This is a genomic window from Streptomyces chartreusis, assembly GCF_008704715.1.
GTDB lineage: Bacteria > Actinomycetota > Actinomycetes > Streptomycetales > Streptomycetaceae > Streptomyces > Streptomyces chartreusis.
Map to the genome: position 1 here is coordinate 7931459 of NZ_CP023689.1, position 22708 is coordinate 7954166.

General features: G+C 72.2%; 19 protein-coding genes and 1 pseudogene. 14 read left to right on the forward strand and 6 right to left on the reverse strand.

The annotated features are described in order from the left end of the window. Window positions 1–10: 10 nt before the first annotated feature. Together eat and CP983_RS35045 are read right to left on the reverse strand one after the other, a co-directional pair. A complete protein-coding gene (gene eat, locus CP983_RS35040) occupies window positions 11–1459 on the reverse strand; it encodes an ethanolamine permease (RefSeq protein ID WP_125529031.1) in 1449 nt (482 codons plus the stop codon). Window positions 1460–1630: 171 nt separating this feature from the next. Beyond that, the gene (locus tag CP983_RS35045) at window positions 1631–2398 is read right to left on the reverse strand and encodes a FadR/GntR family transcriptional regulator (RefSeq protein WP_150504066.1); all 768 of its coding nucleotides are present in this window, start codon (window positions 2396–2398) and stop codon (window positions 1631–1633) included. A gap of 86 nt (window positions 2399–2484) precedes the next feature. Between CP983_RS35045 and CP983_RS35050 the strand changes: the two genes are divergently transcribed. The 4 genes from CP983_RS35050 to CP983_RS35065 are packed head-to-tail and all read left to right on the forward strand — an operon-like array spanning window position 2485 to window position 6972. Then, entirely contained in the window at window positions 2485–3849 is a 1365-nt protein-coding gene (locus CP983_RS35050) for a glutamine synthetase family protein (protein ID WP_030953866.1), read from the forward strand. A gap of 8 nt (window positions 3850–3857) precedes the next feature. Next, window positions 3858–5231 (forward strand): aldehyde dehydrogenase family protein, encoded by a 1374-nt coding sequence (locus tag CP983_RS35055; RefSeq protein ID WP_229914960.1) that lies wholly within the window; start codon window positions 3858–3860, stop codon window positions 5229–5231. Then, window positions 5228–6010: a 3-oxoacyl-ACP reductase gene (locus tag CP983_RS35060; protein ID WP_107909289.1), complete on the forward strand. Its 783-nt coding sequence runs from the start codon at window positions 5228–5230 to the stop codon at window positions 6008–6010. Before CP983_RS35055 ends, CP983_RS35060 begins: the two co-directional genes overlap by 4 nt. A gap of 20 nt (window positions 6011–6030) precedes the next feature. Further along, window positions 6031–6972 carry a DUF2510 domain-containing protein gene (locus tag CP983_RS35065; protein ID WP_189748982.1) on the forward strand — a complete coding sequence of 314 codons (942 nt, stop codon included), beginning with the start codon at window positions 6031–6033 and terminating at the stop codon, window positions 6970–6972. A 13-nt stretch (window positions 6973–6985) separates the two neighbouring features. Here CP983_RS35065 and CP983_RS35070 read toward each other — a convergent pair whose 3' ends face one another. Beyond that, entirely contained in the window at window positions 6986–8188 is a 1203-nt protein-coding gene (locus CP983_RS35070) for an amino acid deaminase/aldolase (RefSeq protein WP_150504068.1), read from the reverse strand. Window positions 8189–8629: 441 nt separating this feature from the next. Between CP983_RS35070 and CP983_RS45115 the strand changes: the two genes are divergently transcribed. Then, window positions 8630–10459, forward strand: a complete 1830-nt coding sequence (locus tag CP983_RS45115) for a hypothetical protein (protein ID WP_308436553.1) — start codon at window positions 8630–8632, stop codon at window positions 10457–10459. Then, window positions 10456–11715, forward strand: coding sequence for a type VII secretion-associated serine protease mycosin (gene mycP / locus CP983_RS35080; protein WP_150504070.1), 1260 nt, complete (start codon window positions 10456–10458; stop codon window positions 11713–11715). Before CP983_RS45115 ends, mycP begins: the two co-directional genes overlap by 4 nt. A gap of 28 nt (window positions 11716–11743) precedes the next feature. Here mycP and CP983_RS35085 read toward each other — a convergent pair whose 3' ends face one another. Further along, window positions 11744–12751 carry a serine hydrolase gene (locus CP983_RS35085; RefSeq protein WP_150504072.1) on the reverse strand — a complete coding sequence of 336 codons (1008 nt, stop codon included), beginning with the start codon at window positions 12749–12751 and terminating at the stop codon, window positions 11744–11746. 150 nt (window positions 12752–12901) lie between these two features. On the opposite strand from CP983_RS35085, the gene CP983_RS35090 reads away from it, so the two are divergent. Further along, on the forward strand, window positions 12902–13633 hold the full coding sequence (locus tag CP983_RS35090; protein ID WP_107909294.1) for an SseB family protein: 732 nt from the start codon (window positions 12902–12904) through the stop codon (window positions 13631–13633). A gap of 1 nt (window position 13634) precedes the next feature. Here CP983_RS35090 and CP983_RS35095 read toward each other — a convergent pair whose 3' ends face one another. Together CP983_RS35095 and CP983_RS35100 are read right to left on the reverse strand one after the other, a co-directional pair. Further along, window positions 13635–13991 (reverse strand): DUF1844 domain-containing protein, encoded by a 357-nt coding sequence (locus CP983_RS35095; RefSeq protein WP_030963780.1) that lies wholly within the window; start codon window positions 13989–13991, stop codon window positions 13635–13637. Between the two features lie 3 nt (window positions 13992–13994). Continuing rightward, window positions 13995–14756 (reverse strand): 4'-phosphopantetheinyl transferase family protein, encoded by a 762-nt coding sequence (locus CP983_RS35100; RefSeq protein WP_189748984.1) that lies wholly within the window; start codon window positions 14754–14756, stop codon window positions 13995–13997. Between the two features lie 321 nt (window positions 14757–15077). Between CP983_RS35100 and infC the strand changes: the two are divergent. From infC to pheT, 7 genes and pseudogenes are all read left to right on the forward strand, one after another. Next, window positions 15078–15777: pseudogene (gene infC / locus CP983_RS35110) on the forward strand (translation initiation factor IF-3). Between the two features lie 112 nt (window positions 15778–15889). Then, window positions 15890–16084 (forward strand): 50S ribosomal protein L35, encoded by a 195-nt coding sequence (rpmI, locus tag CP983_RS35115; protein ID WP_003977225.1) that lies wholly within the window; start codon window positions 15890–15892, stop codon window positions 16082–16084. Window positions 16085–16195: 111 nt separating this feature from the next. Next, entirely contained in the window at window positions 16196–16579 is a 384-nt protein-coding gene (rplT, locus tag CP983_RS35120; RefSeq protein ID WP_020938960.1) for a 50S ribosomal protein L20, read from the forward strand. Window positions 16580–16680: 101 nt separating this feature from the next. Beyond that, on the forward strand, window positions 16681–17529 hold the full coding sequence (locus tag CP983_RS35125; RefSeq protein WP_107909295.1) for a TrmH family RNA methyltransferase: 849 nt from the start codon (window positions 16681–16683) through the stop codon (window positions 17527–17529). Window positions 17530–17582: 53 nt separating this feature from the next. Beyond that, the gene (locus tag CP983_RS35130) at window positions 17583–18719 is read left to right on the forward strand and encodes a sensor histidine kinase (RefSeq protein ID WP_150504074.1); all 1137 of its coding nucleotides are present in this window, start codon (window positions 17583–17585) and stop codon (window positions 18717–18719) included. A gap of 134 nt (window positions 18720–18853) precedes the next feature. Continuing rightward, the gene (pheS, locus tag CP983_RS35135) at window positions 18854–19975 is read left to right on the forward strand and encodes a phenylalanine--tRNA ligase subunit alpha (RefSeq protein WP_107909296.1); all 1122 of its coding nucleotides are present in this window, start codon (window positions 18854–18856) and stop codon (window positions 19973–19975) included. Further along, complete coding sequence (gene pheT, locus CP983_RS35140) at window positions 19975–22488, forward strand: phenylalanine--tRNA ligase subunit beta (RefSeq protein ID WP_150504076.1); 2514 nt, start codon at window positions 19975–19977, stop codon at window positions 22486–22488. Before pheS ends, pheT begins: the two co-directional genes overlap by 1 nt. Window positions 22489–22708: the final 220 nt, after the last annotated feature.

The following is a 22708-nucleotide window of genomic DNA, read 5'->3' on the forward strand; positions in this document are numbered from 1 at the left end:
TCTCGAAACGTCAGTCCCGTGCCAACTCTGCCTCGGCCGCCGCCAGCGCCGCGAACTCCTCCTCCGGAGCCTTGGCCACCAGATGCCTACGGCTGTAGAGGCCGAAGTACGCGATCGCCACCCCGTACACCACCAGCGCGATCACCGCCGCCGTCACGTCCACCAGGAACGTGGCCACCAGCGCCGCGCACGCAAGCACCAGCGCGACCGACGAGGTCAGCACCCCACCCGGCGTGCGGTACGGCCGCTCCAGCTCCGGCTCCCGGCGGCGCAGCACGATGTGCGACAGGGACATCAGGGCGTAGGAGATGGTCGCGCCGAAGACGGCGATGTTCAGCATCCGCGCGCCGTTGCCGGACAGCGCGGCCAGCAGGAAGCCGATCGTGCCGGGCACCAGCAGGCCCAGGTACGGCGCCTTGCGGCGGCTGGTGAGGGACAGGAACCGGGGCAGGTAGCCCGCGCGAGACAGGGCGAACAGCTGCCGCGAGCCGGCGTAGATCAGGGAGAAGAAGGACGCCACCAGACCGGCCAGGCCCGCGTAGTTCACGATCCGGCTCAGCGTCGTCGCCTCGCCGTCCGGCTGGAGCGCCTCCACCAGCGGGTTGCCCGCCTCCTGGATCGCCGCCGAGCCGCGTGCGCCGGCCGCCGCGAAGAAGGTCACCACGGCCAGCACGACCAGGATGGCCATCGACCAGCGGATCGCCTTCGGCAGCGTACGGGCCGGCTCCTTGGTCTCCTCCGCGGCCAGCGGCACGCCCTCGACGCCCAGGAAGAACCACATGCCGAAGGGGAACGCGGCCCAGATGCCGAGCAGACCGAAGGGCAGCCAGGAGTTCGAACCCGCCGCGGAGGTGTCGACCGGGATGTCGTCCAGCGAGCCGATGGAGAAGTCGGGCAGCGCCGCCAGCGCGAACACGACCAGGGCCACTACGGCGATGCCGGTGACCACGAAGCTGAAGCGCAGTGCCTCGCCCACGCCCCAGAGGTGGATGCCGAGGAAGATCGCGAAGCAGACCAGGTACACCGGCCAGCCCGACTCCAGGCCGAACAGGCCCAGCGACTCGACGTAGTCGCCGATGAAGATGACGATCGCGGCGGGCGCGAGGACGTACTCGATGAGGATCGCCGTACCGGTCAGGAACCCGCCCCAGGGGCCGAGGGCGCGGCGGGCGAAGCCGTAGCCGCCGCCCGCCGTCGGCAGGATCGAGGACAGCTCGGCGAGGGCGAAGACCATGCAGGCGTACATGGTGCCCATGAGGACCATGGCGATCGCCAGGCCGCCGAAGCCGCCCTCGGCCAGACCGAAGTTCCAGCCCGAGTAGTCGCCGGAGACGACGTACGCGACGCCGAGTCCGGTCAGCAGCACCCAGCCGGCGCTGCCGCGGCGCAGGGCTCTGCGCTCGAGATAGTCGTCCGCCTCCGGGGCGGCGGGTGGTGTGTTCGTGGATTCCAGGGACATGGCCAACTCCCCACGTGCGGTGGACACCGGGCGTTTCCGGGCACGGTGGGGTGGTCGACCGGGCTCCGGTTCAATGGAATGGATGCATACCTTTGCCGGGTCGGCCGCTCGAACGCAATACCCTTGCGTTAATCGCCGGTAAATCCACCCGCACCGGGGACCGGGCGCCGCTCAGCCGAGGAAGCCCCGCAGCAGTGCCGCCGTGCCCCCGCAGTGCTCGCGCATGATCTCCCGCGCGCACTCCGCGTTGCCCTCGATCACGGCCTCCACCAGAGCCGTGTGCTGGCGCTGCGAGTGCTCCAGGTTGCGCACCAGCAGCGGGATGCAGTCGAGCAGGTCGTTCACGGTCGCGCGCACGGCCGCGTACTGGGCGGTGAGCGTGGGGGAGCCGGACAGTTCGGCCAGGGTCAGGTGCAGCAGGGTGTCCAGCCGGCGGTACTCGGCGAGCGGGGCGTCGTGCGTGCGGGCCAGCGCCTCGCGCAGCCGGTCCGCCTGCTCCTCGGCCAGCCCGTGCGCCGCGCACAGCCCGGCCGCGCCCACCTCCAGCACCTCGCGGAAGCGCAGCGTGTCCTCGACGTCGACGTCCTTCAGGCGGCGCCGCAGCTCCTCCTCGCCGGGGCTGGCGGGGCGCGGCAGGACGAACGTGCCGCCGTAGCGGCCGCGCCGGGACTCCACCAGGCCCTGGTCCTGGAGCACCTTCAGCACCTCGCGCAGTGTCACCCGGCTGATCCCCAGCCGGTCGGCCAGCTCACGCTCCGCGGGCAGCCGTTCGCCGCCCGGCACCAGGCCGAGCCGGACGACCTGGAGGATCTGCTCCAGGGCCTCCTCGAAGCCGTTGCCGGCCCGCACCGGCCGCAGTACCGACGTCAGCCGGTCGTCGTCGGCCCCGGTCGCCCCGTGCTCTTCGGGCGCCCCGTGCTCCGTGCCCGTCTGCGACATATGGCCGGACCCCCTTCCCAATCAATGGTCCTGCGCAATACCTTATGGCTCCCGGCTGACCGAAGTAGCCGAATGGAGGCTCTCCCGTGGCAGACCGCACACCCCCGCTGAGCGTCGAGGAGCTGCACGCCCTCGTCGCGAGCGGTGAGATCGACACTGTCGTCCTCGCGTTCCCCGATATGCAAGGGCGGCTCCAGGGCAAGCGGTTCGCCGCCCGCTTCTTCCTCGACGAGGTCCTTCACCACGGCACCGAGGGCTGCAACTACCTCCTCGCCGTCGACACCGAGATGAACACCGTCGAGGGCTACGCCATGTCGTCCTGGGACCGCGGCTACGGCGACTTCGCCATGCACCCGGACCTGGCCACCCTGCGCCGCGTCCCGTGGAACGCCGGCACGGCCATGCTGATCGCCGACCTCGCCTGGAACGACGGCTCGCCCGTGGTCGCCGCGCCCCGCCAGATCCTGCGCCGCCAGCTGGAACGCCTGGCCGAGCACGGCTACACGGCGAACGTCGGCACCGAGCTGGAATTCATCGTCTTCAAGGACACCTACGAGCAGGCCTGGGACGCGAACTACCGCGACCTCACCCCGGCCAACCAGTACAACATCGACTACTCGGTGCTCGGCACCGGGCGGATCGAGCCGCTGCTGCGCCGCATCCGCAACGAGATGGCGGGCGCCGGACTCACCGTCGAGTCGGCCAAGGGCGAGTGCAACCCCGGCCAGCACGAGATCGCCTTCAAGTACGACGACGCCCTGGTCACCTGCGACCAGCACGCGATCTACAAGACCGGCACCAAGGAGATCGCCGCCCAGGAGGGCGTCTCGATCACCTTCATGGCCAAGTACAACGAGCGCGAGGGCAACTCCTGCCACATCCACCTCTCCCTCGCGGACGCCGCCGGCAACAACGCCATGGCCGGCGACGGCGAGGGCGGCATGTCGGACGTCATGCGCCACTTCCTCGCAGGCCAGCTCGCCGCCCTGCGCGACTTCTCCCTGCTGTACGCGCCCAACATCAACTCCTACAAGAGGTTCCAGCCGGGCTCCTTCGCGCCGACCGCCGTCGCCTGGGGATACGACAACCGCACCTGCTCCCTGCGCGTCGTCGGCCACGGCCGCTCGATGCGCTTCGAGAACCGCCTCCCCGGCGGCGACGTCAACCCGCACCTCGCGGTGGCGGGGCTGGTGGCCGCCGGCCTGTACGGCATCGAGCAGAAGCTGGAGCTGCCCGAGCCCTGTCCCGGCAACGCCTACGCAGCCGACTTCGAACACGTCCCCACGACCCTGCGCGAGGCCGCCGAGCTCTGGGAGAACAGCCCGATCGCCAAGGCCGCCTTCGGCGACGAGGTCGTCGCCCACTACCGCAACATGGCCCGCGTCGAACTCGAGGCCTTCGACGCCGCGGTGACCGACTGGGAGCTGCGCCGCTCCTTCGAACGCATGTGAGGCACTTCTTGTCCGACCAGCTCCAGGTACTCAATCCGGCCACCGAAGAGGTCGTCGCCACCGTCCCGGCCGCCACCGCGGCCGACGTGGACGCGGCGGTCGTACGCGCCACGAAGGCGCAGGCCGTGTGGTCCGCCCTCGCGCCCGGCGAACGCGCCCGACTGCTGCGCCGGTTCGCCGTCGCCGTCGACGAACACCTCGAAGAACTCGCGCAGTTGGAGGTCAAGGAGGCCGGGCACACCGTCGGCAACGCCCGCTGGGAGGCGGGCAACGTCCGCGATCTGCTCGACTACGCGGCCGGGGGAGTGGAACGGCTGACGGGACAGCAGATCCCGGTCCCCGGCGGCCTGAACGTCACCATCCTCGAACCGCTCGGCGTCGTCGGCGTCATCGCCCCCTGGAACTTCCCGATGCCGATCGCGGCCTGGGGCACCGCCCCCGCGCTCGCGGCCGGCAACGCGGTCCTCCTCAAGCCCGCCGAGACCACCCCGCTGACGGCGCTCCGGCTCGCGGAACTGGCGCTGGAGGCGGGCCTTCCCGAGGGCCTGTTCCAGGTGCTCCCCGGCCACGGTCCCGTCGCAGGCAACGCCCTCGTCGAGCACCCCGGCGTCGCGAAGATCGTCTTCACCGGTTCGACGGGCGTGGGCAAGCAGGTCCTCGCCAAGGGCTCCGCGCTGCTCAAGCGCGTCACCCTCGAACTCGGCGGCAAGAGCCCCAACATCGTCTTCGCCGACGCCGACCTCGAAGCCGCCGCGGCCGCCGCCCCCATGTCCTTCCTGGACAACTCCGGCCAGGACTGCTGCGCCCGCACCCGCATCCTGGTCCAGCGCTCCGCCTACGACCGGTTCCTGGAGCTGCTGGCCCCCGCGATCGAGGCCGTGACGGTCGGCGACCCGGCCGACGAGACGACCGACATGGGCCCGCTGATCTCCAGGTCCCAGCTGGAGCGTGTGCGTTCGTACGTCGACGCGGGTGCCGAGGGCATCCGCGGCAAGGCCCCCGAGGGCCCCGGCTTCTGGTTCCCGCCCACGGTCCTCACCGGCGTCGACGCACGCGCGCGCGTGGCCGTCGAGGAGGTCTTCGGGCCCGTCGCCGTCGTCCTCCCCTTCGAGGACGAGGCGGACGCGGTGGCCCTCGCCAACGCCACCGACTACGGCCTCTCCGGCTCCATCTGGACCCGGGACGTCGGCCGCGCCCTGCGCGTCTCCCAGGCCGTACGGGCCGGCAACCTGTCCGTCAACTCCCACTCCAGCGTCCGCTACTGGACCCCGTTCGGCGGGTTCAAGCAGTCCGGCATCGGACGCGAGCTGGGTCCGGACGCCCTGACCGCCTTCACCGAAACCAAGAACGTCTTCATCAGCACGGAGGGTCCCGCACAGTGACCGCAGACAACATTTGCCGGCGTCTCGTCGGCCGTACCGCCGTCATCACCGGCGCCGGCAGCGGCATCGGTCTCGCCACCGCCCGCCGGCTCGCCTCCGAGGGTGCCCACGTCGTCTGCGGTGATGTCGACGAACAGCGCGGCAAGGCGGCCGCCGAGGAGGTCGGCGGGACCTTCGTGAAGGTCGACGTCACCGACCCCGAGCAGGTCGAGGCGCTGTTCAAGACGGCGTTCGACACCTACGGCAGCGTCGACATCGCCTTCAACAACGCGGGCATCTCGCCGCCCGACGACGACTCCATCCTGGAGACCGGCCTGGACGCCTGGAAGCGCGTCCAGGAGGTCAACCTCACCTCCGTCTACCTGTGCTGCAAGGCCGCCATCCCCTACATGCGGCAGCAGGGCAGGGGCTCCATCATCAACACGGCGTCGTTCGTGGCGAGGATGGGCGCCGCCACGTCCCAGATCTCGTACACGGCCTCCAAGGGCGGCGTCCTCGCCATGTCCCGCGAACTGGGCGTGCAGTTCGCCCGCGACGGCATCCGGGTCAACGCCCTGTGCCCGGGACCGGTCAACACCCCGCTGCTCCAGGAGCTGTTCGCCAAGGACCCCGAGCGCGCCGCCCGCCGGCTCGTGCACATCCCGGTCGGCCGCTTCGCCGAGGCCGAGGAGATCGCCGCCGCGGTCGCGTTCCTGGCCAGCGACGACTCGTCCTTCGTGAACGCCACCGACTTCCTGGTCGACGGCGGAATCTCGGGGGCGTACGTCACGCCGCTGTAGGCCGCCCTACAGTTGCCGGAATGAGCGTGACACCCCCGCCCGGCTGGTACCGCGACCCCTCCGCCCCGCACTTGGAGCGCTGGTGGGACGGCACGGCCTGGACCGAGCACCGGCGTGCCCCCGAGGCACCGGCGGCCCCGACGCCGCCGGTGTCCGGCCCGCCGGCGTACGGGTCGCCGCCGACGGTGCCGCTGACGCCGGGGCGGCCCTCGGACCGGGGTGCCTCCGGGAAGGGGCCCAAGGTCGTCGCCCTGATCGCCGCCGGGGCCGTCCTGCTCACGGCGATCGTCACGGGCGTGATCGTCCTCGGCGAGGACGACGGGGGCGGGAGGGTGGAGACCGCGCCGACGCTCGCGACCTCGCCGCCCGTGGAACGCGATCCGGCCCCGGACACCCCGAGCCCTTCCGAGTCCGCCTCCGAGCCCCCCGCCGACGGCCCGGCGGTGGTCACGGACCAGCTCAACGGCATCACCCTGCCGCTGCTCGACGGCTGGGTCAGACCGCGCAACGTCACCGAGGCCGACATCCTCATGACCACGGACGGCACCTACGACTGCCCCGCCGACTTCGGCTTCTGCCGGCACGGCAAGGTCACCTCGCGCACGGCGAGCGCGGACGACGGGAGTTCCCCCGAGGCGATCGCCAAGGCCGACATCGAGGAAGCGGCCGACGCCGCCTACGACCGCGACCTCATCGGCCGGCGCCCCTTCGGCGGCATCGAGTCCCACAAGGTCATGGGGTCCGGCCCGGTCTCGGTGGCGGGCCGCGCCGGCTGGTTCGTGCGCTGGCGGGTCACCACCGCCGAGGGCCCGGGCGGCTACGTCCAGTCCCTCGCCTTCCCCACCGGCGTCGGCACCGGGTCACCGGTCGTCGTCCGCTACGTCTTCGACGCGGGCGACGACGGGCCGCCGCTGGCCGACATGGACCGCCTCACCAAGGGCATCCGGTCCACCACGGACTGAGCCGCGGGACGCGCTACAGGAACGTGTGGCCCTCGCCCCGGTACGTCGGCACGGTCGCCGTCACCTTGTCCCCCTCGATCAGGTGCAGCGCGTCGAACCGCTCGCACAGCTCGCCGGCCTTCGCGTGCCGGAACCACACCTTGTCGCCGAGCAGCAGATCGTCGGCGGGGGAGCCGAGCAGCGGCGTCTGCACCTCGCCGGGGCCCTCCTGCGGGTCGTAGCGCAGTCCCTCCGGCAGATACGGCACCGGCAGCCGGTCGGGACCCGCCACACCCGAGGCGGGATATCCGCCGCCGAGGACGGTCACCACCCCGACCCCCGGCCGGCGCACGACCGGCTGGGCGAACAGCGCGGCGGGACGGCCGCTGAAGGACGTGTAGTTGTCGAACAGCCGCGGGACATACAGCCCCGACCCGGCACCGATCTCGGTCACGGCGTCCTCGGCGGCCGTGAACTGCACACTGCCGGTGCCACCGCCGTTGACGAACTCCAGGTCCGGCGCCACCGCACGCACGGCCCGCACCACCTCGGCCCGGCGCAGGGCGAGCTCCCGGCGGGCGGTGGCCTGCATCAGCCGTACGGCATGCGACCGCAGCGGGCGGCCCGCCACCGAGTCACCGACCCCGGCGATGTGTCCCTCGTACGCCATGATCCCGACGAGCCGGAACCCCGGCTGCCGGGCGACGGCCCGGGCCATGTCGGCGACCTGGGCGGGGGAGTGCAGGGGCGAGCGCCGGGCGCCGACGCGGACCCGTCCGCCCAGCAGCTTCAGGGACGTGTCCAACTCCAGGCAGACCCGCACCACTTCCCGGCCGCCGTTGCGGGCGGCGTCGATCAGCCGCAGCTGCGCCGGGTCGTCGATCATCACCGTGACGGCGGCGGCGAGCTTCGGGTCGCCGGCCAGCTCCGCGAACCCGGCGTGGTCGGCCGACGGATAGGCGAGCAGGACGTCGTCGAACCCGGAGCGTGCCAGCCACAGCGACTCGGCGAGGGTGAACGACATCAGGCCCGCGAAGCCGTCCTTCGCGAGGACGCGTTCCAGCAGCGCCCGGCAGCGCACGGACTTGCTGGCGACCCGGATCGGCTTGCCGCCGGCCCGGCGGCGCATGTCCTCCGCATTGGCGTCGAAGGCGTCCAGGTCCACGATCGCGAGGGGGGCGTCGAGATGGGCGGTGGCCCGGTCGTAACGGGCCCGGTCGGCGGCGCGCGCAGTCATGAACGAAGCCTGCCAGACGGGATTACCGCAGGGTAGGGGGACGTTCCGGGCAGATCTGTACGGGGTCGCGGACTGGTTCCCGTTCGCGCAGGTTCAACCCGTAGAGTGACGCGCACGCATGTGGGAACGTCCACGGCCGCGTCTCGCGCCGGGATGACGGTCCCTCGGCGCGGGTATGCGTGCCTGGTCGGAGGAGTCCGTACCGGGTGGGGCAGACCGAGAACGACAACGGCGGCCCACGCCCGGGGACGGGCCAGGGGACGAGGAAACGGGGGGTGCATGAGCACGGAAGCGCGTCGCGCCCCCATCCCCCCGCGCCCGTCGACCCCGCCTCCGCCCGCCGTGCCGCCGCTCCCGCCGAGACCCCCGCGTCCGCCGGTCACCGGCGATCAGAGGGACTACGAGAGGGACGGCGGCGAGGACACGCGAACGGAGGGATCGGTGCCGGGCGGTGTCGACGTGAGCCCGGACCCCAAGGGCGACGGACGCGCTCCCGACCCGACCGGCTCCCGGACACCCACCTCCCCGAGCGCCCGCATCCCGTCACCCGGCTCCGGCACCGCCCCACCCCCGCCCCGAGCCTCGGCCCGCTTCCCGGACACCCCACCCGACGCGGGCCGCCCGGGCCCGGGAGCCACCCCGAACACCGAGAACACGGCCCGCGGCCCGGCCGCAGGCGTGTCGCCGAACTCCGAGAGCCTGGGCCGTCGTCCGTCCACGGGCATGTCACCGGGCGCCGAGAACTCCGGCCGGCACCCGGCCACGGGCGCCTCCCGTAACTCCGGGAACGCGGGCCCGGCCGCCTCCGGCGGCACCCCGCCCCGCCCCGCCGACCGCCCCTCGACCCCGCGCCGCACGGGCGCCCCCGCCGAGACAGCCGCGGAAATGACGTTCCGCCTCCGCCCGATCCCGGCGGCGGACCCCACCAACGGCACTTCCGGCGCCCAGAGTTCTGCCGGCACGGCTGCCGGCCGAGGCACGCCCTCCCGCCCCGGCGGTGCCCCGGCCCAAGGCGCGTCCGGGATGCCTCCGCATGCGGGCAACGCCTCCGGGCAGGGCTCCTTCGGCAGCTCTTCGCGTTCCGGCAGTGGTCAGGCCGAGGGTTCCGCCGGCATCGCTCCCGGGCGGGGCACGCCCGCCGGCGCACCGACGCACGGTTCCCCCGGCGTGCCCCCGCGAGCGGCCTCCGCTTCCGCGCCAGGTTCCCTCGGCACCCCTCACCATCCCGGCGCCGCCCCCTCCGAATCCCCCCGGCGTTCCGCCTCCGCGCCGTTGCCGCCCATGCGTCCGCCCGTGCAGGCGCCCCCGGGCGGTGGCGGGTACGGGGCGGCCGGCTCCGGTGGCGGCTCGGTCGGTTCGTCGTACTCGGCAGGGGGGCATGGGTCCTCCGCACAGTTCTCGCCGGACCCGGCCCTGTCCTGGAGCGCCCCCATGGCGCCCGGTTCGGGGCGGCCCGTCGTGTCGTTCGGGGAGCCCGAGGGGTACGACGAGCAGGCGCGGCCCCGTCCGCTCGGGATGCGGCTCAGGCCCCGGCTCGCTGTCGCCGCCGCCTGTGTCGTGCTCGGCGTAGGGCTCATCGGCGGTGCCGTGACCGGGAGTTGGCTCGTCGGGGAGCCCGGTGACGGCGGTGCCCGGGACACCTTCGCCGCCGCCGGAAGCCTCTGGCACGGAGTACCCGTGGACCAGCTCTTCCCCCGCACCGTGATCGGGAAGGGCGCCGGCCCCGGCGGAGCCGACCGGATCTGGACGCGGATCGCCGTCGCCCCCGACAGCGGCTGCACGGGCGCCTTCGACCCCCTCCTGCGCAAGGCCCTCGCCCCCGTCGGCTGCCAGCGCCTGCTGCGCGCCACCTACACCGACGCCACCCAGAGCTACGTCACCACCGTCGGCCTGCTCTTCACCGACGCCGACGCCACCGCGATGCGCTCGCTCGACGGCCGCTTCTCCAAGGAGGGCCTGGACCGCCGTACGGACCTCATGCCCCGTCCGTACGCCGCCAAGGGCACGAAGGCCGCCGGCTTCGGCAACGACCAGCGCGCCTCCTGGACCGTCTCGGTGCTGACCGACGCCCCCGTCGTCGTCTACGCCGTCTCCGGCTGGGCCGACCACCGCACCGTCGACGAGCCCCAGCCCGCCGACGAGGCCATGGAGTCCGGCGCCACCACGGCCGTCGCCCAGGCCGGACTCGGCCACGAGGCAAAGGGCCTCGCCGACCGGATCGAGCGCGCTCTGCGCAAGAACGTCGGCCCGTCCACGGAGCAGTCGTCATGAACCCCGGCACGCACCCCGGCGCGAACCCAGGTACGCGGACCGGCCTGAACGACGCGGCCCCCGCCACCGTGACCAGTGGTGTGAAGCACCTCGTGACCCGACGCACCGGCCCCCTCGCCGCCCTCCTGGGCGCCTGCCTCGCTCTCCTGCCGCCCACCACCGCGCACGCAGACTCCATACGCGCCCAGCAATGGGCCCTGGAGGCCATGCACACGCAGGAGGCCTGGCAGACCACCAAGGGCAAGGGCGTCACCGTCGCCGTCCTCGACACCGGCGTCGAGGGCGACCACCCCGACCTCGCCGGCAACGTCCTCCAGGGCAAGGACATGGTCGGCTTCGGAGCCGACCGCGGCGACCGCGCCTGGGCCAGGCACGGCACCGCGATGGCCGGCATCATCGCCGGCCACGGACACGGCGCCGACAACGGCGACGGCGTCATGGGCATAGCCCCCGAGGCCAAGATCCTCCCCGTCCGCGTGATCCTGGAGGACGGCGACCCCGCCCGCGCCAAGGCCCGCAGCACCCGCGGCAACGCGCTCGCCGAAGGCATCCGCTGGGCCGCCGACCACGGCGCCGACGTCATCAACCTCTCCCTGGGCGACGACTCCAAGTCCGCCCACCCGGAGGCCGGCGAGGACGAGGCCGTGCAGTACGCCCTGAAGAAGGGCGCCGTCGTCGTCGCCTCGGCCGGCAACGGCGGCGAGAAGGGCGACCACATCTCCTACCCGGCCGCCTACCCGGGCGTCATCGCCGCGACCGCCGTCGACCGCTACGGCACCCGCGCCTCGTTCTCCACCCGCCGCTGGTACGCCACGGTCAGCGCCCCCGGCGACAAGGTCGTCATCGCCGACCCCGACCACAAGTACTACGAGGGCTGGGGCACCAGCGCCGCTGCCGCGTTCGTCTCCGGCGCGGTCGCCCTGGTCAAGGCCGCCCACCCCGGCCTGACCCCGGCCCAGATCAAGAAGCTCCTGGAGGACACGGCCCGCAACGCCCCGGCCGACGGCCGCGACGACTCCCGCGGCTACGGCTTCATCGACCCGGCCGCCGCCATCAAGAAGGCCGCCGGCATGAGGCCGGAGGACCTGAAGGCGGCGTCGTACGGCGAGGAGTACTTCGGCGCGGGCCCCGACGCGGCGTCCTCGGACGACGACGCGACGGGCTGGACCGCGTGGCTGGCGGGCACCGCCGGCGGACTCCTGCTGGTGTCGGCGGTCGTCGTGTGGCGGGGCCGCCGAGGCCGCTTCGGCCGCTAGTCGTCGGGTCCGCTGGTCGCCGGGTGCGCTACGAGGCGGCCGGTGTCATGGCGCCCGGGGCGGTGGACGCGCCCCCAGCGGTGAACACCGACACCGCCGCCCGCGTCGCCGCCTCGACCAGCGCGACGCCCTGCTGCTTGGTCGAGTTGCCGTCGGAGAGCACCGCCACCAGATAGCCCGTGCCGTCCACCGTCACCCGCCCGATGCTGTTGATGTCCCACAGCCCGGTGGCCGTGCGCGGCAGCCAGCCGTTCTTCAGCGCCCACGCGGAACCGTCGGCCACGGCCGACACCCCCCACCGCTGGTCGGCCGCGACCTGCCCCATCAGCCCGGTGAGATACGCCCGCGAGGCCGCGTTCAGCTCCGAGTCCGCCGCCCCGAACACCTGCCGCAGCAGAGCGAGTTGATCGGCGGCGGTGGTCTGGGTCAGCCCCCAGTACATGTCGTTGCCGCCGGCGGTGTCCGTGAGCCCGAGGCGTCCGTTCGCCGAGTCGAGCCCCTCCGCCCGCCCGATCGTCCGCCACAGCGCCGAGGCGGCGGTGTTGTCGCTGTACTCGATCATGTCGATGGCGTACGACCGCTCTGCCGCCGTGAGCTCACGCCCCGCGTCCTGGGCCTGGAGCAGCAGCGCGGCCAGGATGTCGACCTTGACGATGCTGGCGGTGTCGAAGCCGCCGTCGCCGTAGGTGGCGCTCGCGCCCGAATTCAGGTCCAGCACCGCCACCGACACCGCGGCGCCGTCCTCGACGTGCACCGCCTTCATGGCGTCCGCCAGCAGCGCGTCATGGTTCACCGTCGGCTCCGCCACCGGTTCCACAGAGGCCTCCCCACCCGCAGCGGCCGAGATCGACGCCGAGGGCGACGACGTCGCCGCCGACGATACGGCCCGCACCCCGGGGCGCGCCGCCGTGTTCACGTACGCGGTGCCCGCGGCCGTACCGCACACGACGACGACGGTCGCGAGGGCGCCGTGGAGCAGGGGACGGCGTCGGGGCGGATGGGCGCGGCGGTCGCGTCGGGCTCTGGATGACTCCATGCACGCGATCGTCGTGGCTCTGTCTGTGCATGCCGTGAGACGCACGTTAGAGGCGTGTCAGAGATTCGCAGATTCAGGCGACCGGGCGTCACGCGCGGGTTACCGGGGCCGCACAATCGCAGGAGTATCCCCCCGATAGGGTCGTCGACCGTGGCGAACAAGAACATTCCCGACTCCCCCTTCTCCGACGACGACGGCTCCGCCGACCCGAGGCTGAGTGCCGCGCTCGCCGCCTGGGCCGAGGACCGCACCGCCGAGGCCCCCGTCCTGGGCGCGCTCAAGGACGCCCGGCTGCTCGTCCCGGTCGTCGCCGTGCTCGGCGAGGTCGAGGAGGACGAGAACGGGCTGCGCCGCGAGAAGACCAGCGACATGGCCGTCCCCACCCTGAAGGCCGGCGACCGCACCGCCCTGCCCGCCTTCACGTCCACCGAGTCCCTCGCCCGCTGGGACCCGGAGGCCCGCCCCGTCGCCGTACGGCTGCACCAGGCCCTGGAGGCCGCGGCGCACGAGAAGGCGGACACGATCGTGCTGGACATGGCCGGTCCGGTGCCCTACGAGCTGACGGGGCGGGCGCTGCTCGCGGTCGCCGAGGGGCGTACGACCACGGATCCGCTGGCCGATCCGGCCGTGCGGGAGGCGGTCAGGGCCGCCGTGTCCGAGGTGCCCGCCGTGCTCAGCGCCCACCTGGGGCCCGGACAGGCCGACGGCACCCTCGCCCTCGTCCTGGACGCCTCCGCCGCCCCCGCCGAGGCCGCGCGTGCGGTCGCCGAACGGCTCGCCGCCGCCGAAACACTGAGGGCCCGCCTGGTGCGCGGTCTCGACCTGGCAGTGCTGCCGGCCGGGACGACGCCACCGGGCGAGCCCCTGTACGTACGCGGATGAGCTAGCCGTAGACGGGGCCCGTGTACTTCTCGCCGGGCCCCTGGCCGGGCTCGTCCGGGACGATCGACGCCTCGCGGAAGGCCAGCTGGAGCGACTTCAGGCCGTCGCGCAGCGGCGCCGCGTGGAACGAGCTGATCTCGGTCGCGCTGGCGTCCAGCAGGCCGGCGAGCGCGTGCACCAGCTTGCGGGCCTCGTCGAGGTCCTTGAACTTGTCGCCCTCGTCGGTCAGACCGAGCTTCACGGCGGCGGCGCTCATCAGATTCACGGCGACCGTCACGATCACCTCGACCGCCGGGACCTCGGCGATGTCGCGGGTCATGGCGTCGAAGTCGGACGGCTGCTGCGTACTGTCGGTCATCGCTCACTTCTCTTTCAGGGCGCGGAACCCCTTCAGCGTAGTCTCACCGGTCACCGGGAGATCCGCCCCTCCGGTCTCCGCCGCGGAGAGAGCCCTGACGGAGAGGTCGTCCTCCGCTGTCGCGGCCGGGCGGCCGACGGCCATGGTCGTGTCCGGGAGGGACGGCGGGTTCTCCACCGCCCACAACCGCGCCGGGCTCGACGTCGTGTCCCGCACGGTGGCCCGGTCGGCCCCGGGCACGGTGTCCCACCGGCGCAGATCGACGCTCAGTCCCACCCCCACGGCCTTCAGCACCGCCTCCTTGCGGGTCCAGCAGCGATAGAAGCCGAGCAGCCGCTCCCGCGGGTCGGTGAACCCCTCCAGCCAGGCGGCCTCCGCCGGGGCGAGCGTGTCACGGCCGAGGCCCGGCAGGTCGACCGGCCGGTGCGTCTCGATGTCCACCCCGACGGCGGCCGTGCTCACCGCCAGGGCGCCGTGGCGCTCCGCACGGCTCAGGCTGATCCACAGGGACGTCTCGGGCCACACCACCCGAGGCGGCCCGTGGCCGGGATCCCCGCATCCGGGGCAGGGGCGGTTCCCCAGCACGATGTCGCCGCCCGGCACCCCGAGCAGCTCCCCGAGGACCGTCCGCACCGCCACCCGGGCCGCCGTGTAGTACGACCCCAGGGGCTCCCGCAGCGCCGCGGCCCGCCGTCGCTCCGCCTCGCCGAGTACGTCATGATGAGGGACGTCCTCGGCGGACCAGAGCCAGATCGACGTGGCCATGCGGCCGACCCTAACCGCCCGGTGAGCGGTCCTTGCAAAATTTGGTACGCTGGTTCTCGACCGGTCGGTCATGTACCGACCCACAAGTGGAGGCTCCGAACTCCCACCTGATCGTCCCTCGGGACGGCGGGTCACCCCGGTCAGGCGGCCACCATCGTTCCGTACGGACGATGGAGCCGTCCGAAATCGCGCCCCGCGATCATCGCGGCGGTGCTCCGGTAGTGCTTGGAGCCCCGCCTGTGATCGTCCGGGGCATTTTTTGTGCTTCGGCGCGGTTAGGTCTGTCGAAAAGAGACATACGCGGCTGTCCGCCAGACCGCCGTGTGGTGCTAACCGAGGAGGATCCATCAGCGCCGAGCCCCGCATCAACGACCGGATTCGCGTTCCCGAGGTGCGACTTGTCGGTCCCAGTGGCGAGCAGGTGGGCATCGTCCCGCTGGCCAAGGCACTGGAGCTTGCGCAGGAGTACGACCTGGACCTGGTCGAGGTCGCGGCGAACGCCCGTCCGCCTGTGTGCAAGCTCATGGACTACGGGAAGTTCAAGTACGAGTCGGCCATGAAGGCCCGTGAGGCGCGCAAGAACCAGGCGCACACGGTCATCAAGGAGATGAAGCTCCGGCCGAAGATCGACCCGCACGACTATGACACCAAGAAGGGTCACGTCGTCCGGTTCCTCAAGCAGGGCGACAAGGTCAAGATCACGATCATGTTCCGTGGTCGCGAGCAGTCCCGGCCCGAGCTGGGCTACCGACTGCTGCAGCGGCTCGCGACGGACGTCGAGGACCTCGGGTTCGTGGAGTCGAACCCGAAGCAGGACGGCCGCAACATGATCATGGTTCTCGGTCCGCACAAGAAGAAGACCGAGGCGATGGCCGAGGCCCGCCAGGCGCAGGAAGCCCGCAAGGCAGACGCGAAGGCCAACCCCGGCAAGTCGCAGAACGCCGCGGAGTCCGAGGTGGCCACGGAGTCCGAGGACGCCGTGGAGACCGAGGCACCTGCCGAGGCTTCCGCCGAGGCGTGATCCCGGGGGACATCCAGTCCCCAGGACGTAATCGATATACGAGCGACGCTCCACCTGTGCCCGGTTTCACGACCGGGCACCGGAGCGCCACCCACGAGGAGAGAACGGCGCTATGCCGAAGAACAAGTCGCACAGCGGTGCCAGCAAGCGCTTCAAGATCACCGGCTCCGGCAAGGTGCTCCGTGAGCGCGCCGGCAAGCGCCACCTGCTCGAGCACAAGTCGTCCCGCGTGACGCGCCGCCTGACCGGCAACGCCGAGATGGCCCCGGGCGACGCCGCGAAGATCAAGAAGCTTCTCGGCAAGTGACGTCGGGCGCGGACCGGAACGCATCGGTCCTCGCGCCTGACCTCCGACCGGGACCCAATCGATACCGGGTCGTGTGAGTCCAACCACGGCCCCGCTACAAGGAGTTAAAAAGTGGCACGCGTCAAGCGGGCAGTCAACGCCCACAAGAAGCGCCGGGCGATCCTCGAGGCGGCCTCCGGCTACCGCGGTCAGCGTTCGCGCCTGTACCGCAAGGCCAAGGAGCAGGTCACCCACTCGCTGGTCTACAACTACAACGACCGCAAGAAGCGCAAGGGTGACTTCCGCCAGCTGTGGATCCAGCGCATCAACGCCGCTGCCCGCGCCAACGGCATCACGTACAACCGCTTCATCCAGGGTCTGAAGGCCGCCAACGTCGAGGTCGACCGCAAGATCCTCGCCGAGCTGGCCGTCAACGACGCGAACGCGTTCGCCGCGCTCGTCGAGGTCGCCCAGAAGGCGCTGCCGAGCGACGTCAACGCCCCGAAGGCGGCGTGACGCTGCGACGGCGCTGAGCCGACGTGACTGAAGGGACCCGCAGGCCGAGAAGGTCTGCGGGTCCTGTTGTTCGTGACTCCCGGAACTCCAAGGTGAAGCCCATGCCCCCCGTCAGCCCCGAGCTGATCTCCCCCCGTTCCCCTCGCGTCTCCGCCGCCCGGCGGCTCGCCAAGCGGAACTTCCGGAGCAAGGAGCGGCTGTTTCTCGCCGAGGGACCGCAGGCCGTGCGGGAGGCGGCGGCCCACGAAGCCACGCTCGTGGAGCTGTTCACCACCGTCGAGGCCGCGGAGCGCTACGCCGACATCGTCGCGGAGGCCCGGGCCGCCGGGGCCCGGGTGCACCTCGCCGACGAGCAGGTGATCGCCGACATCTCCACCACCGTCACACCGCAGGGCCTCGTCGGCGTCTGCCGGTTCGTCGACACCCCCTTCGAGGAGATCCTCGCCGCCCGGCCCAGGCTCGTCGCCGTGCTCGCGCACGTGCGCGACCCCGGGAACGCCGGGACCGTGCTGCGCTGCGCCGACGCCGCCGGCGCCGAGGCCGTCGTCCTCACCGACGCCTCCGTCGACCTGTACAACCCCAAGGCCGTACGGGCCTCCGTCGGCTCCCTGTTCCATCTGCCCGTCGCCGTCGGCGTGCCCGTCGAGCGGGCCGTGGCCGGACTCCAGGAGGCCGGGGTGCGCATTCTCGCCGCCGACGGTGCCGGCGACCGCGACCTCGACGACGAGCTCGACAAGGGGAGCATGGGCGGGCCGACCGCCTGGGTGTTCGGGAACGAGGCATGGGGGCTCCCGGAGGAGACCCGCGCGCTGGCCGACGCCGTCGTGCGCGTCCCGATCCACGGGAAGGCCGAGAGCCTGAACCTCGCCACCGCCGCGGCCGTATGTCTGTATGCGTCGGCCCGTGCACAGCGCGCCTCCGGAGGGTGCCGCAGCGTCACCGAGAGCTAGTAGGGTGACCAGCTCGGGGGCCCCTCAGCCGTCGTGAGAGGTGGGGTACGGGGATGAGTGTCGGCACGAGCAGCGCACCGGGAGCACAACAGGTGCCGCGGCCGTCCGCGTCCCGGACCGGTGACCCCGCCGACCTCGGCTTCGACCCCGACGACCTGCCCGACGGCCTCGTCGTCGCCGACGAGCAGGGGCACGTCATCTGCTTCAACGCCGCCGCCGAGCGCATGACCGCCGTCCGCGCCGCCGACGCCCTCGGGCAGCGCCTGGAGAAGGCCCTGCCGCTGGAGGATCTGGAGGGCCGCCGCTGGTGGCAGCTGACCGATCCCTACGGCGGACTGGCCATCAGGCGCCGGCAGCCCGAGCGCAACCTGCTGCTGCCCGGCGGGCGCGAGGTGCTGGTCTCCGCGCGCTACGTCCGCACCGAGCCGACCGGGCCCGTCCACCGCGTCGTCGTCTCGCTGCGCGACACCGAGGCCCGCCGCCGCACCGAGCGCAGTCACGCCGAGCTGATCGCGACCGTCGCCCACGAGCTGCGCTCCCCGCTGACCTCGGTCAAGGGCTTCACCGCCACGCTCCTCGCCAAGTGGGAACGCTTCACCGACGACCAGAAGCGGCTGATGCTGGAGACCGTCGACGCCGACGCCGACCGCGTCACCCGCCTCATCGCCGAGCTGCTCGACATCTCGCGCATCGACAGCGGACGCCTCGAGGTGCGCCGCCAGCCCGTCGACATAGGCGCGGCCGTGGGGCGGCACATCCAGGCGTACGTCGCCGCCGGCCAGGTCGCCGACCGGTTCCTGCTGCGCATCGAGCAGCCGCTGCCCGCCCTGTGGGCCGACCCCGACAAGATCGACCAGGTGCTCAGCAACCTCATCGAAAATGCCGTGCGGCACGGCGACGGAACGGTCACCATTGACATCACGGCCACGGAGTCCCCCCGAGAGGGCGAGGACACCGGCACGTCGGTCACAGTGAGCGACGAGGGGCCCGGCATCCCGGAGGAGTCCATGAACCGCGTCTTCACCCGCTTCTGGCGGGGCAGCAAGCGCGGCGGCACCGGCCTCGGGCTCTACATCGTCAAGGGCATCGTCGAGGCCCACGGCGGCACCATCACGGTCGGCCGCGCCCCCGGCGGCGGCGCGCAGTTCCGATTTACGTTGCCCGTGGCGGCACCGGCCTTCATGGCCTGAAGCACCACGGGCGCATTCGCATACCCCGACCCCGTTAGACTCGGCCATTGGCACCTTTGCGTCCAAAACCAGAGACGAAGCGTCTCCAGGTCGAGACGGGGCACTCAGCCAGCCAATCGGAAGCACGGGAAGAGATGTCGGCACCGAATAAGTCGTACGACCCTGTAGAGGTCGAGGCCCTGAAACCGGATGAGATCGAGCGGATGCGGGACGAGGCGCTCGCCGCCTTCGCCGCCGCGGACTCCCTCGACGCGCTCCAGGAGGCCAAGGTCGCCCACACCGGCGGCACCTCCCCGCTGGCCCTCGCCAACCGCGAGATCGGCGCCCTGCCCCCGCACGCCAAGGCCGAGGCCGGCAAGCGGGTCGGGCAGGCCCGTGGCGCGGTGAACAAGGCACTCGGCGCCCGCCAGGCCGAGCTGGAGGCCGAGCGCGACCAGCGCGTGCTGGTCGAGGAGGCGGTGGACGTCACGCTGCCGTACGACCGCGTACCGGCCGGCGCCCGCCACCCGCTCACCACGCTCTCGGAGCGCATCGAGGACATCTTCGTGGCCATGGGCTACGAGGTGGCCGAGGGCCCCCAGGTCGAGGCGGAGTGGTTCAACTTCGACGCCCTCAACATCGGCCCGGACCACCCGGCGCGCGGCGAGGCGGACACCTTCTTCGTGCAGGGCCCGGACGGCGGCACCGAGTCCGGTGTCGTGCTGCGCACCCACACCTCGCCGGTGCAGATCCGCTCGCTGCTCAGCCGTGAGCTGCCGGTCTACGTGATCTGTCCCGGTCGCGTGTACCGCACCGACGAGCTGGACGCCACCCACACCCCGGTCTTCCACCAGGTCGAGCTGCTCGCCGTGGACGAGGGCCTCACCATGTCGGACCTCAAGGGCACCCTGGACCACATGGTCCAGTCCCTGTTCGGCGAGGGCATGAAGACCCGGCTGCGGCCGAACTTCTTCCCCTTCACCGAGCCCAGCGCCGAGATGGACATGCTCTGCTACGTCTGCAAGGGCGAGTCCGTGGGCAACCCCGACCGGCCCTGCCGTACCTGCTCCTCCGAAGGCTGGATCGAGCTCGGCGGCTGCGGCATGGTCAACCCGCGGGTCCTCACCGCCTGCGGCGTGGACCCGGAGAAGTACAGCGGCTTCGCCTTCGGGTTCGGCATCGAGCGGATGCTGATGTTCCGCCACAACGTCGAAGACATGCGAGACATGGTCGAGGGTGACGTCCGGTTCACCCGGCCGTTCGGGATGGAGATCTGATGCGGGTCCCGCTTTCTTGGCTGCGGGAGTACGTCGACCTGCCGGCGACGGAGACCGGGCGCGACGTCCAGGCCAAGCTCATTTCCGCCGGTCTCGAGGTCGAGACCGTCGAGCAGCTCGGCGACGGCCTCAAGGGCCCCCTCGTCGTCGGCCAGGTGCTGACCATCGAGGAGCTGACGGAGTTCAAGAAGCCGATCCGCTTCTGCACCGTCGACGTCGGCCACGCCAACGGTACCGGCGAGCCCCAGGAACTCATCTGCGGCGCCCGTAACTTCCAGGTCGGCGACAAGGTCGTCGTGGTCCTCCCGGGCGCCGTGCTGCCCGGCGGCTTCTCGATCAGCGCCCGCAAGACCTACGGCCGCACGTCCCACGGCATGATCTGCTCCAGCAGCGAGCTGGGCATGGGCGACGACGGTACGCACGGCATCATCGTGCTGCCCCCGGAGACCGAGGTCGGCAAGGACGCCATCGAGCTCCTTGAGCTGGTCGACGAGGTCCTGGACATCGCCGTCACCGCCAACCGCGGCGACTGCCTGTCCATCCGCGGCGTCGCCCGCGAGACCGCCATCGGCTACGGCCTGCCGCTGCGCGACCCGGCGCTCCTCGACGTGCCCGGCCCGAACGCCTTCGGCTACCCGGTGCAGGTCTCGGACCCCATGGGCTGCGACCGCTTCACCGCCCGCACGGTGACCGGCCTCAGCCCCGAGGCCCGCTCGCCGATCTGGCTCCAGCGGCGCCTGCAGAAGGTCGGCATGCGCCCGATCTCGCTCGCCGTCGACGTCACCAACTACGTGATGATGGAGCTCGGCCAGCCGCTGCACGCCTATGACCGCAACCTGGTCCAGGGCACCATCGGTGTGCGCCGCGCAGAGGAGGGCGAGAAGCTCGTCACCCTCGACGACGTCGAGCGCAAGCTCCACTCCGAGGACCTCGTCATCACCGACGACCGCGGCCCCATCGGCCTCGCGGGCGTCATGGGCGGCGCCAACACCGAGATCGCCGACCACGAGGACGTCGAGAACGCGTCCACCGCGGTCGTCATCGAGGCCGCCCACTTCGACCAGGTCGCCATCGCGCGTACGGCCCGCCGGCACAAGCTGTCCTCCGAGGCGTCCCGTCGCTTCGAGCGCGGCGTCGACCCGGCTGCCGCCGCCGCGGCCGCCCAGCGCACCGTCGACCTGCTGGTGCTGCTCGCGGGCGGCACCGCCGACGCCGGTGTCACCGAGGTCGTCACGCCGTCCGCGCCGCACACCATCACCGTCCCGGCCAACCACCCGGACAAGGTCGCGGGCGTCGAGTACGGCCGCGAGACCGTCGTACGCCGGCTCCAGCAGATCGGCTGCGACGTCTACGGGCAGGACGAGCTGATCGTCACCGTGCCGTCCTGGCGGCCCGACCTCCTCGAGCCGAACGACCTGGCCGAAGAGGTCATCCGGCTGGAGGGCTACGAGAACCTGCCCTCCACGCTGCCCAAGCCGCCGTCCGGCCGCGGCCTGACCCACCGTCAGCGCCTGCACCGCCGCGTCGGCCGTGCGCTGGCCGGGGCCGGCTACGTCGAGGCGCCGAACTATCCCTTCGTCAGCGAGCAGGTCTTCGACCAGCTCGGCCTGGCCGCCGACGACCCGGCCCGCCGTGTCGTGAAGCTGGTCAACCCGCTCAACGACGAGGAGCCCGCGCTGCGCACGTCGCTGCTGCCGGGTCTGCTCGGCGCGCTGCGGCGCAACGACGGACGGGGCTCGCACGAGCTGGCGCTCTTCGAGACCGGGCTGATCTTCCTCCCGAACGAGAAGCGGGGCACCGCCGGGCACCTGGCGGTCGACCGCCGCCCGACCGACGAGGAGCTCGCCGCGCTCGACGCCGTGCTGCCCGAGCAGCCGCGGCACGTGGCCGTCGTCCTCGCCGGTGCGCGTGAGCAGGCCGGCTGGTGGGGCGCCGGGCGTCCGGCCGACTGGGCCGACGCCATCGAGGCGGCCCGGCTCGTGGCCCGCGAGGCCGGTGCCGAGCTGATCGTGCGCGGCGGCCAGTACGGGCCGTGGCACCCCGGCCGGTGCGCCGAGCTCGCCGTGGCCCTGGACGGCACGGAGACGGTCGTCGGTCACGCGGGCGAGCTGCACCCCCGGGTGCTCAAGGCCCTCGGTCTGCCGGCGCGCACCTGCGCGATGGAGCTGGACCTGGACGCCCTGGAGCGGGTCGGCGACGGCACGCCCCAGGCGCCGAGCATCTCCACCTTCCCGGTGGCCACCCAGGATGTGGCCCTCGTCGTGGACAAGCCGGTGCCGGCCGCCGAGGTGGAGGACGCGCTGCGTGAGGGCGCGGGTGAACTCCTCGAAGCCATCCGCCTGTTCGACGTGTACGTCAACGACGAGCAGCTCGGCGACGGCAAGAAGTCGCTCGCGTACGCGTTGCGCTTCCGCGCGGGGGACCGGACGCTGACGGTTGACGAGGCTTCGGCTGCTCGGGATGCGGCGGTTGCCCTGGCGGGCGAGCGTACGGGTGCCGTGCTGAGGGGCTGATCGCCGCGGGACTGTGTCGTCCGCCGGCTGCGGGTTTCGTCGTGGCTGGTCGCGCAGTTCCCCGCGCCCCTTGTGGGGGGATGCCCCCCACACCCCCTATCGGCCCGTTGTGGTTACCTCACTCGATGGGGTGACTTCTCGGGATGATCTGGTACTTCCGGACTATCTGCCGACAGAATCGGACCGGCCTTTCGAGGCCGGTCCGTTCTGCTTTGTCAGG

Excerpts from the sequence above, each read along its gene's own strand:
- eat (WP_125529031.1), bottom strand. The coding sequence starts at position 1,459 with ATGTCCCTGGAATCCACGAACACACCACCCGCCGCCCCGGAGGCGGAC.
- CP983_RS35045 (WP_150504066.1), bottom strand. The coding sequence starts at position 2,398 with ATGTCGCAGACGGGCACGGAGCACGGGGCGCCCGAAGAGCACGGGGCG.
- CP983_RS35065 (WP_189748982.1), top strand. The coding sequence starts at position 6,031 with ATGAGCGTGACACCCCCGCCCGGCTGGTACCGCGACCCCTCCGCCCCG.
- CP983_RS35070 (WP_150504068.1), bottom strand. The coding sequence starts at position 8,188 with ATGACTGCGCGCGCCGCCGACCGGGCCCGTTACGACCGGGCCACCGCC.
- mycP (WP_150504070.1), top strand. The coding sequence starts at position 10,456 with ATGAACCCCGGCACGCACCCCGGCGCGAACCCAGGTACGCGGACCGGC.
- CP983_RS35085 (WP_150504072.1), bottom strand. The coding sequence starts at position 12,751 with ATGGAGTCATCCAGAGCCCGACGCGACCGCCGCGCCCATCCGCCCCGA.
- CP983_RS35095 (WP_030963780.1), bottom strand. The coding sequence starts at position 13,991 with ATGACCGACAGTACGCAGCAGCCGTCCGACTTCGACGCCATGACCCGC.
- CP983_RS35100 (WP_189748984.1), bottom strand. The coding sequence starts at position 14,756 with ATGGCCACGTCGATCTGGCTCTGGTCCGCCGAGGACGTCCCTCATCAT.
- rpmI (WP_003977225.1), top strand. The coding sequence starts at position 15,890 with ATGCCGAAGAACAAGTCGCACAGCGGTGCCAGCAAGCGCTTCAAGATC.
- CP983_RS35125 (WP_107909295.1), top strand. The coding sequence starts at position 16,681 with ATGCCCCCCGTCAGCCCCGAGCTGATCTCCCCCCGTTCCCCTCGCGTC.
- CP983_RS35130 (WP_150504074.1), top strand. The coding sequence starts at position 17,583 with ATGAGTGTCGGCACGAGCAGCGCACCGGGAGCACAACAGGTGCCGCGG.
- pheS (WP_107909296.1), top strand. The coding sequence starts at position 18,854 with ATGTCGGCACCGAATAAGTCGTACGACCCTGTAGAGGTCGAGGCCCTG.
- pheT (WP_150504076.1), top strand. The coding sequence starts at position 19,975 with ATGCGGGTCCCGCTTTCTTGGCTGCGGGAGTACGTCGACCTGCCGGCG.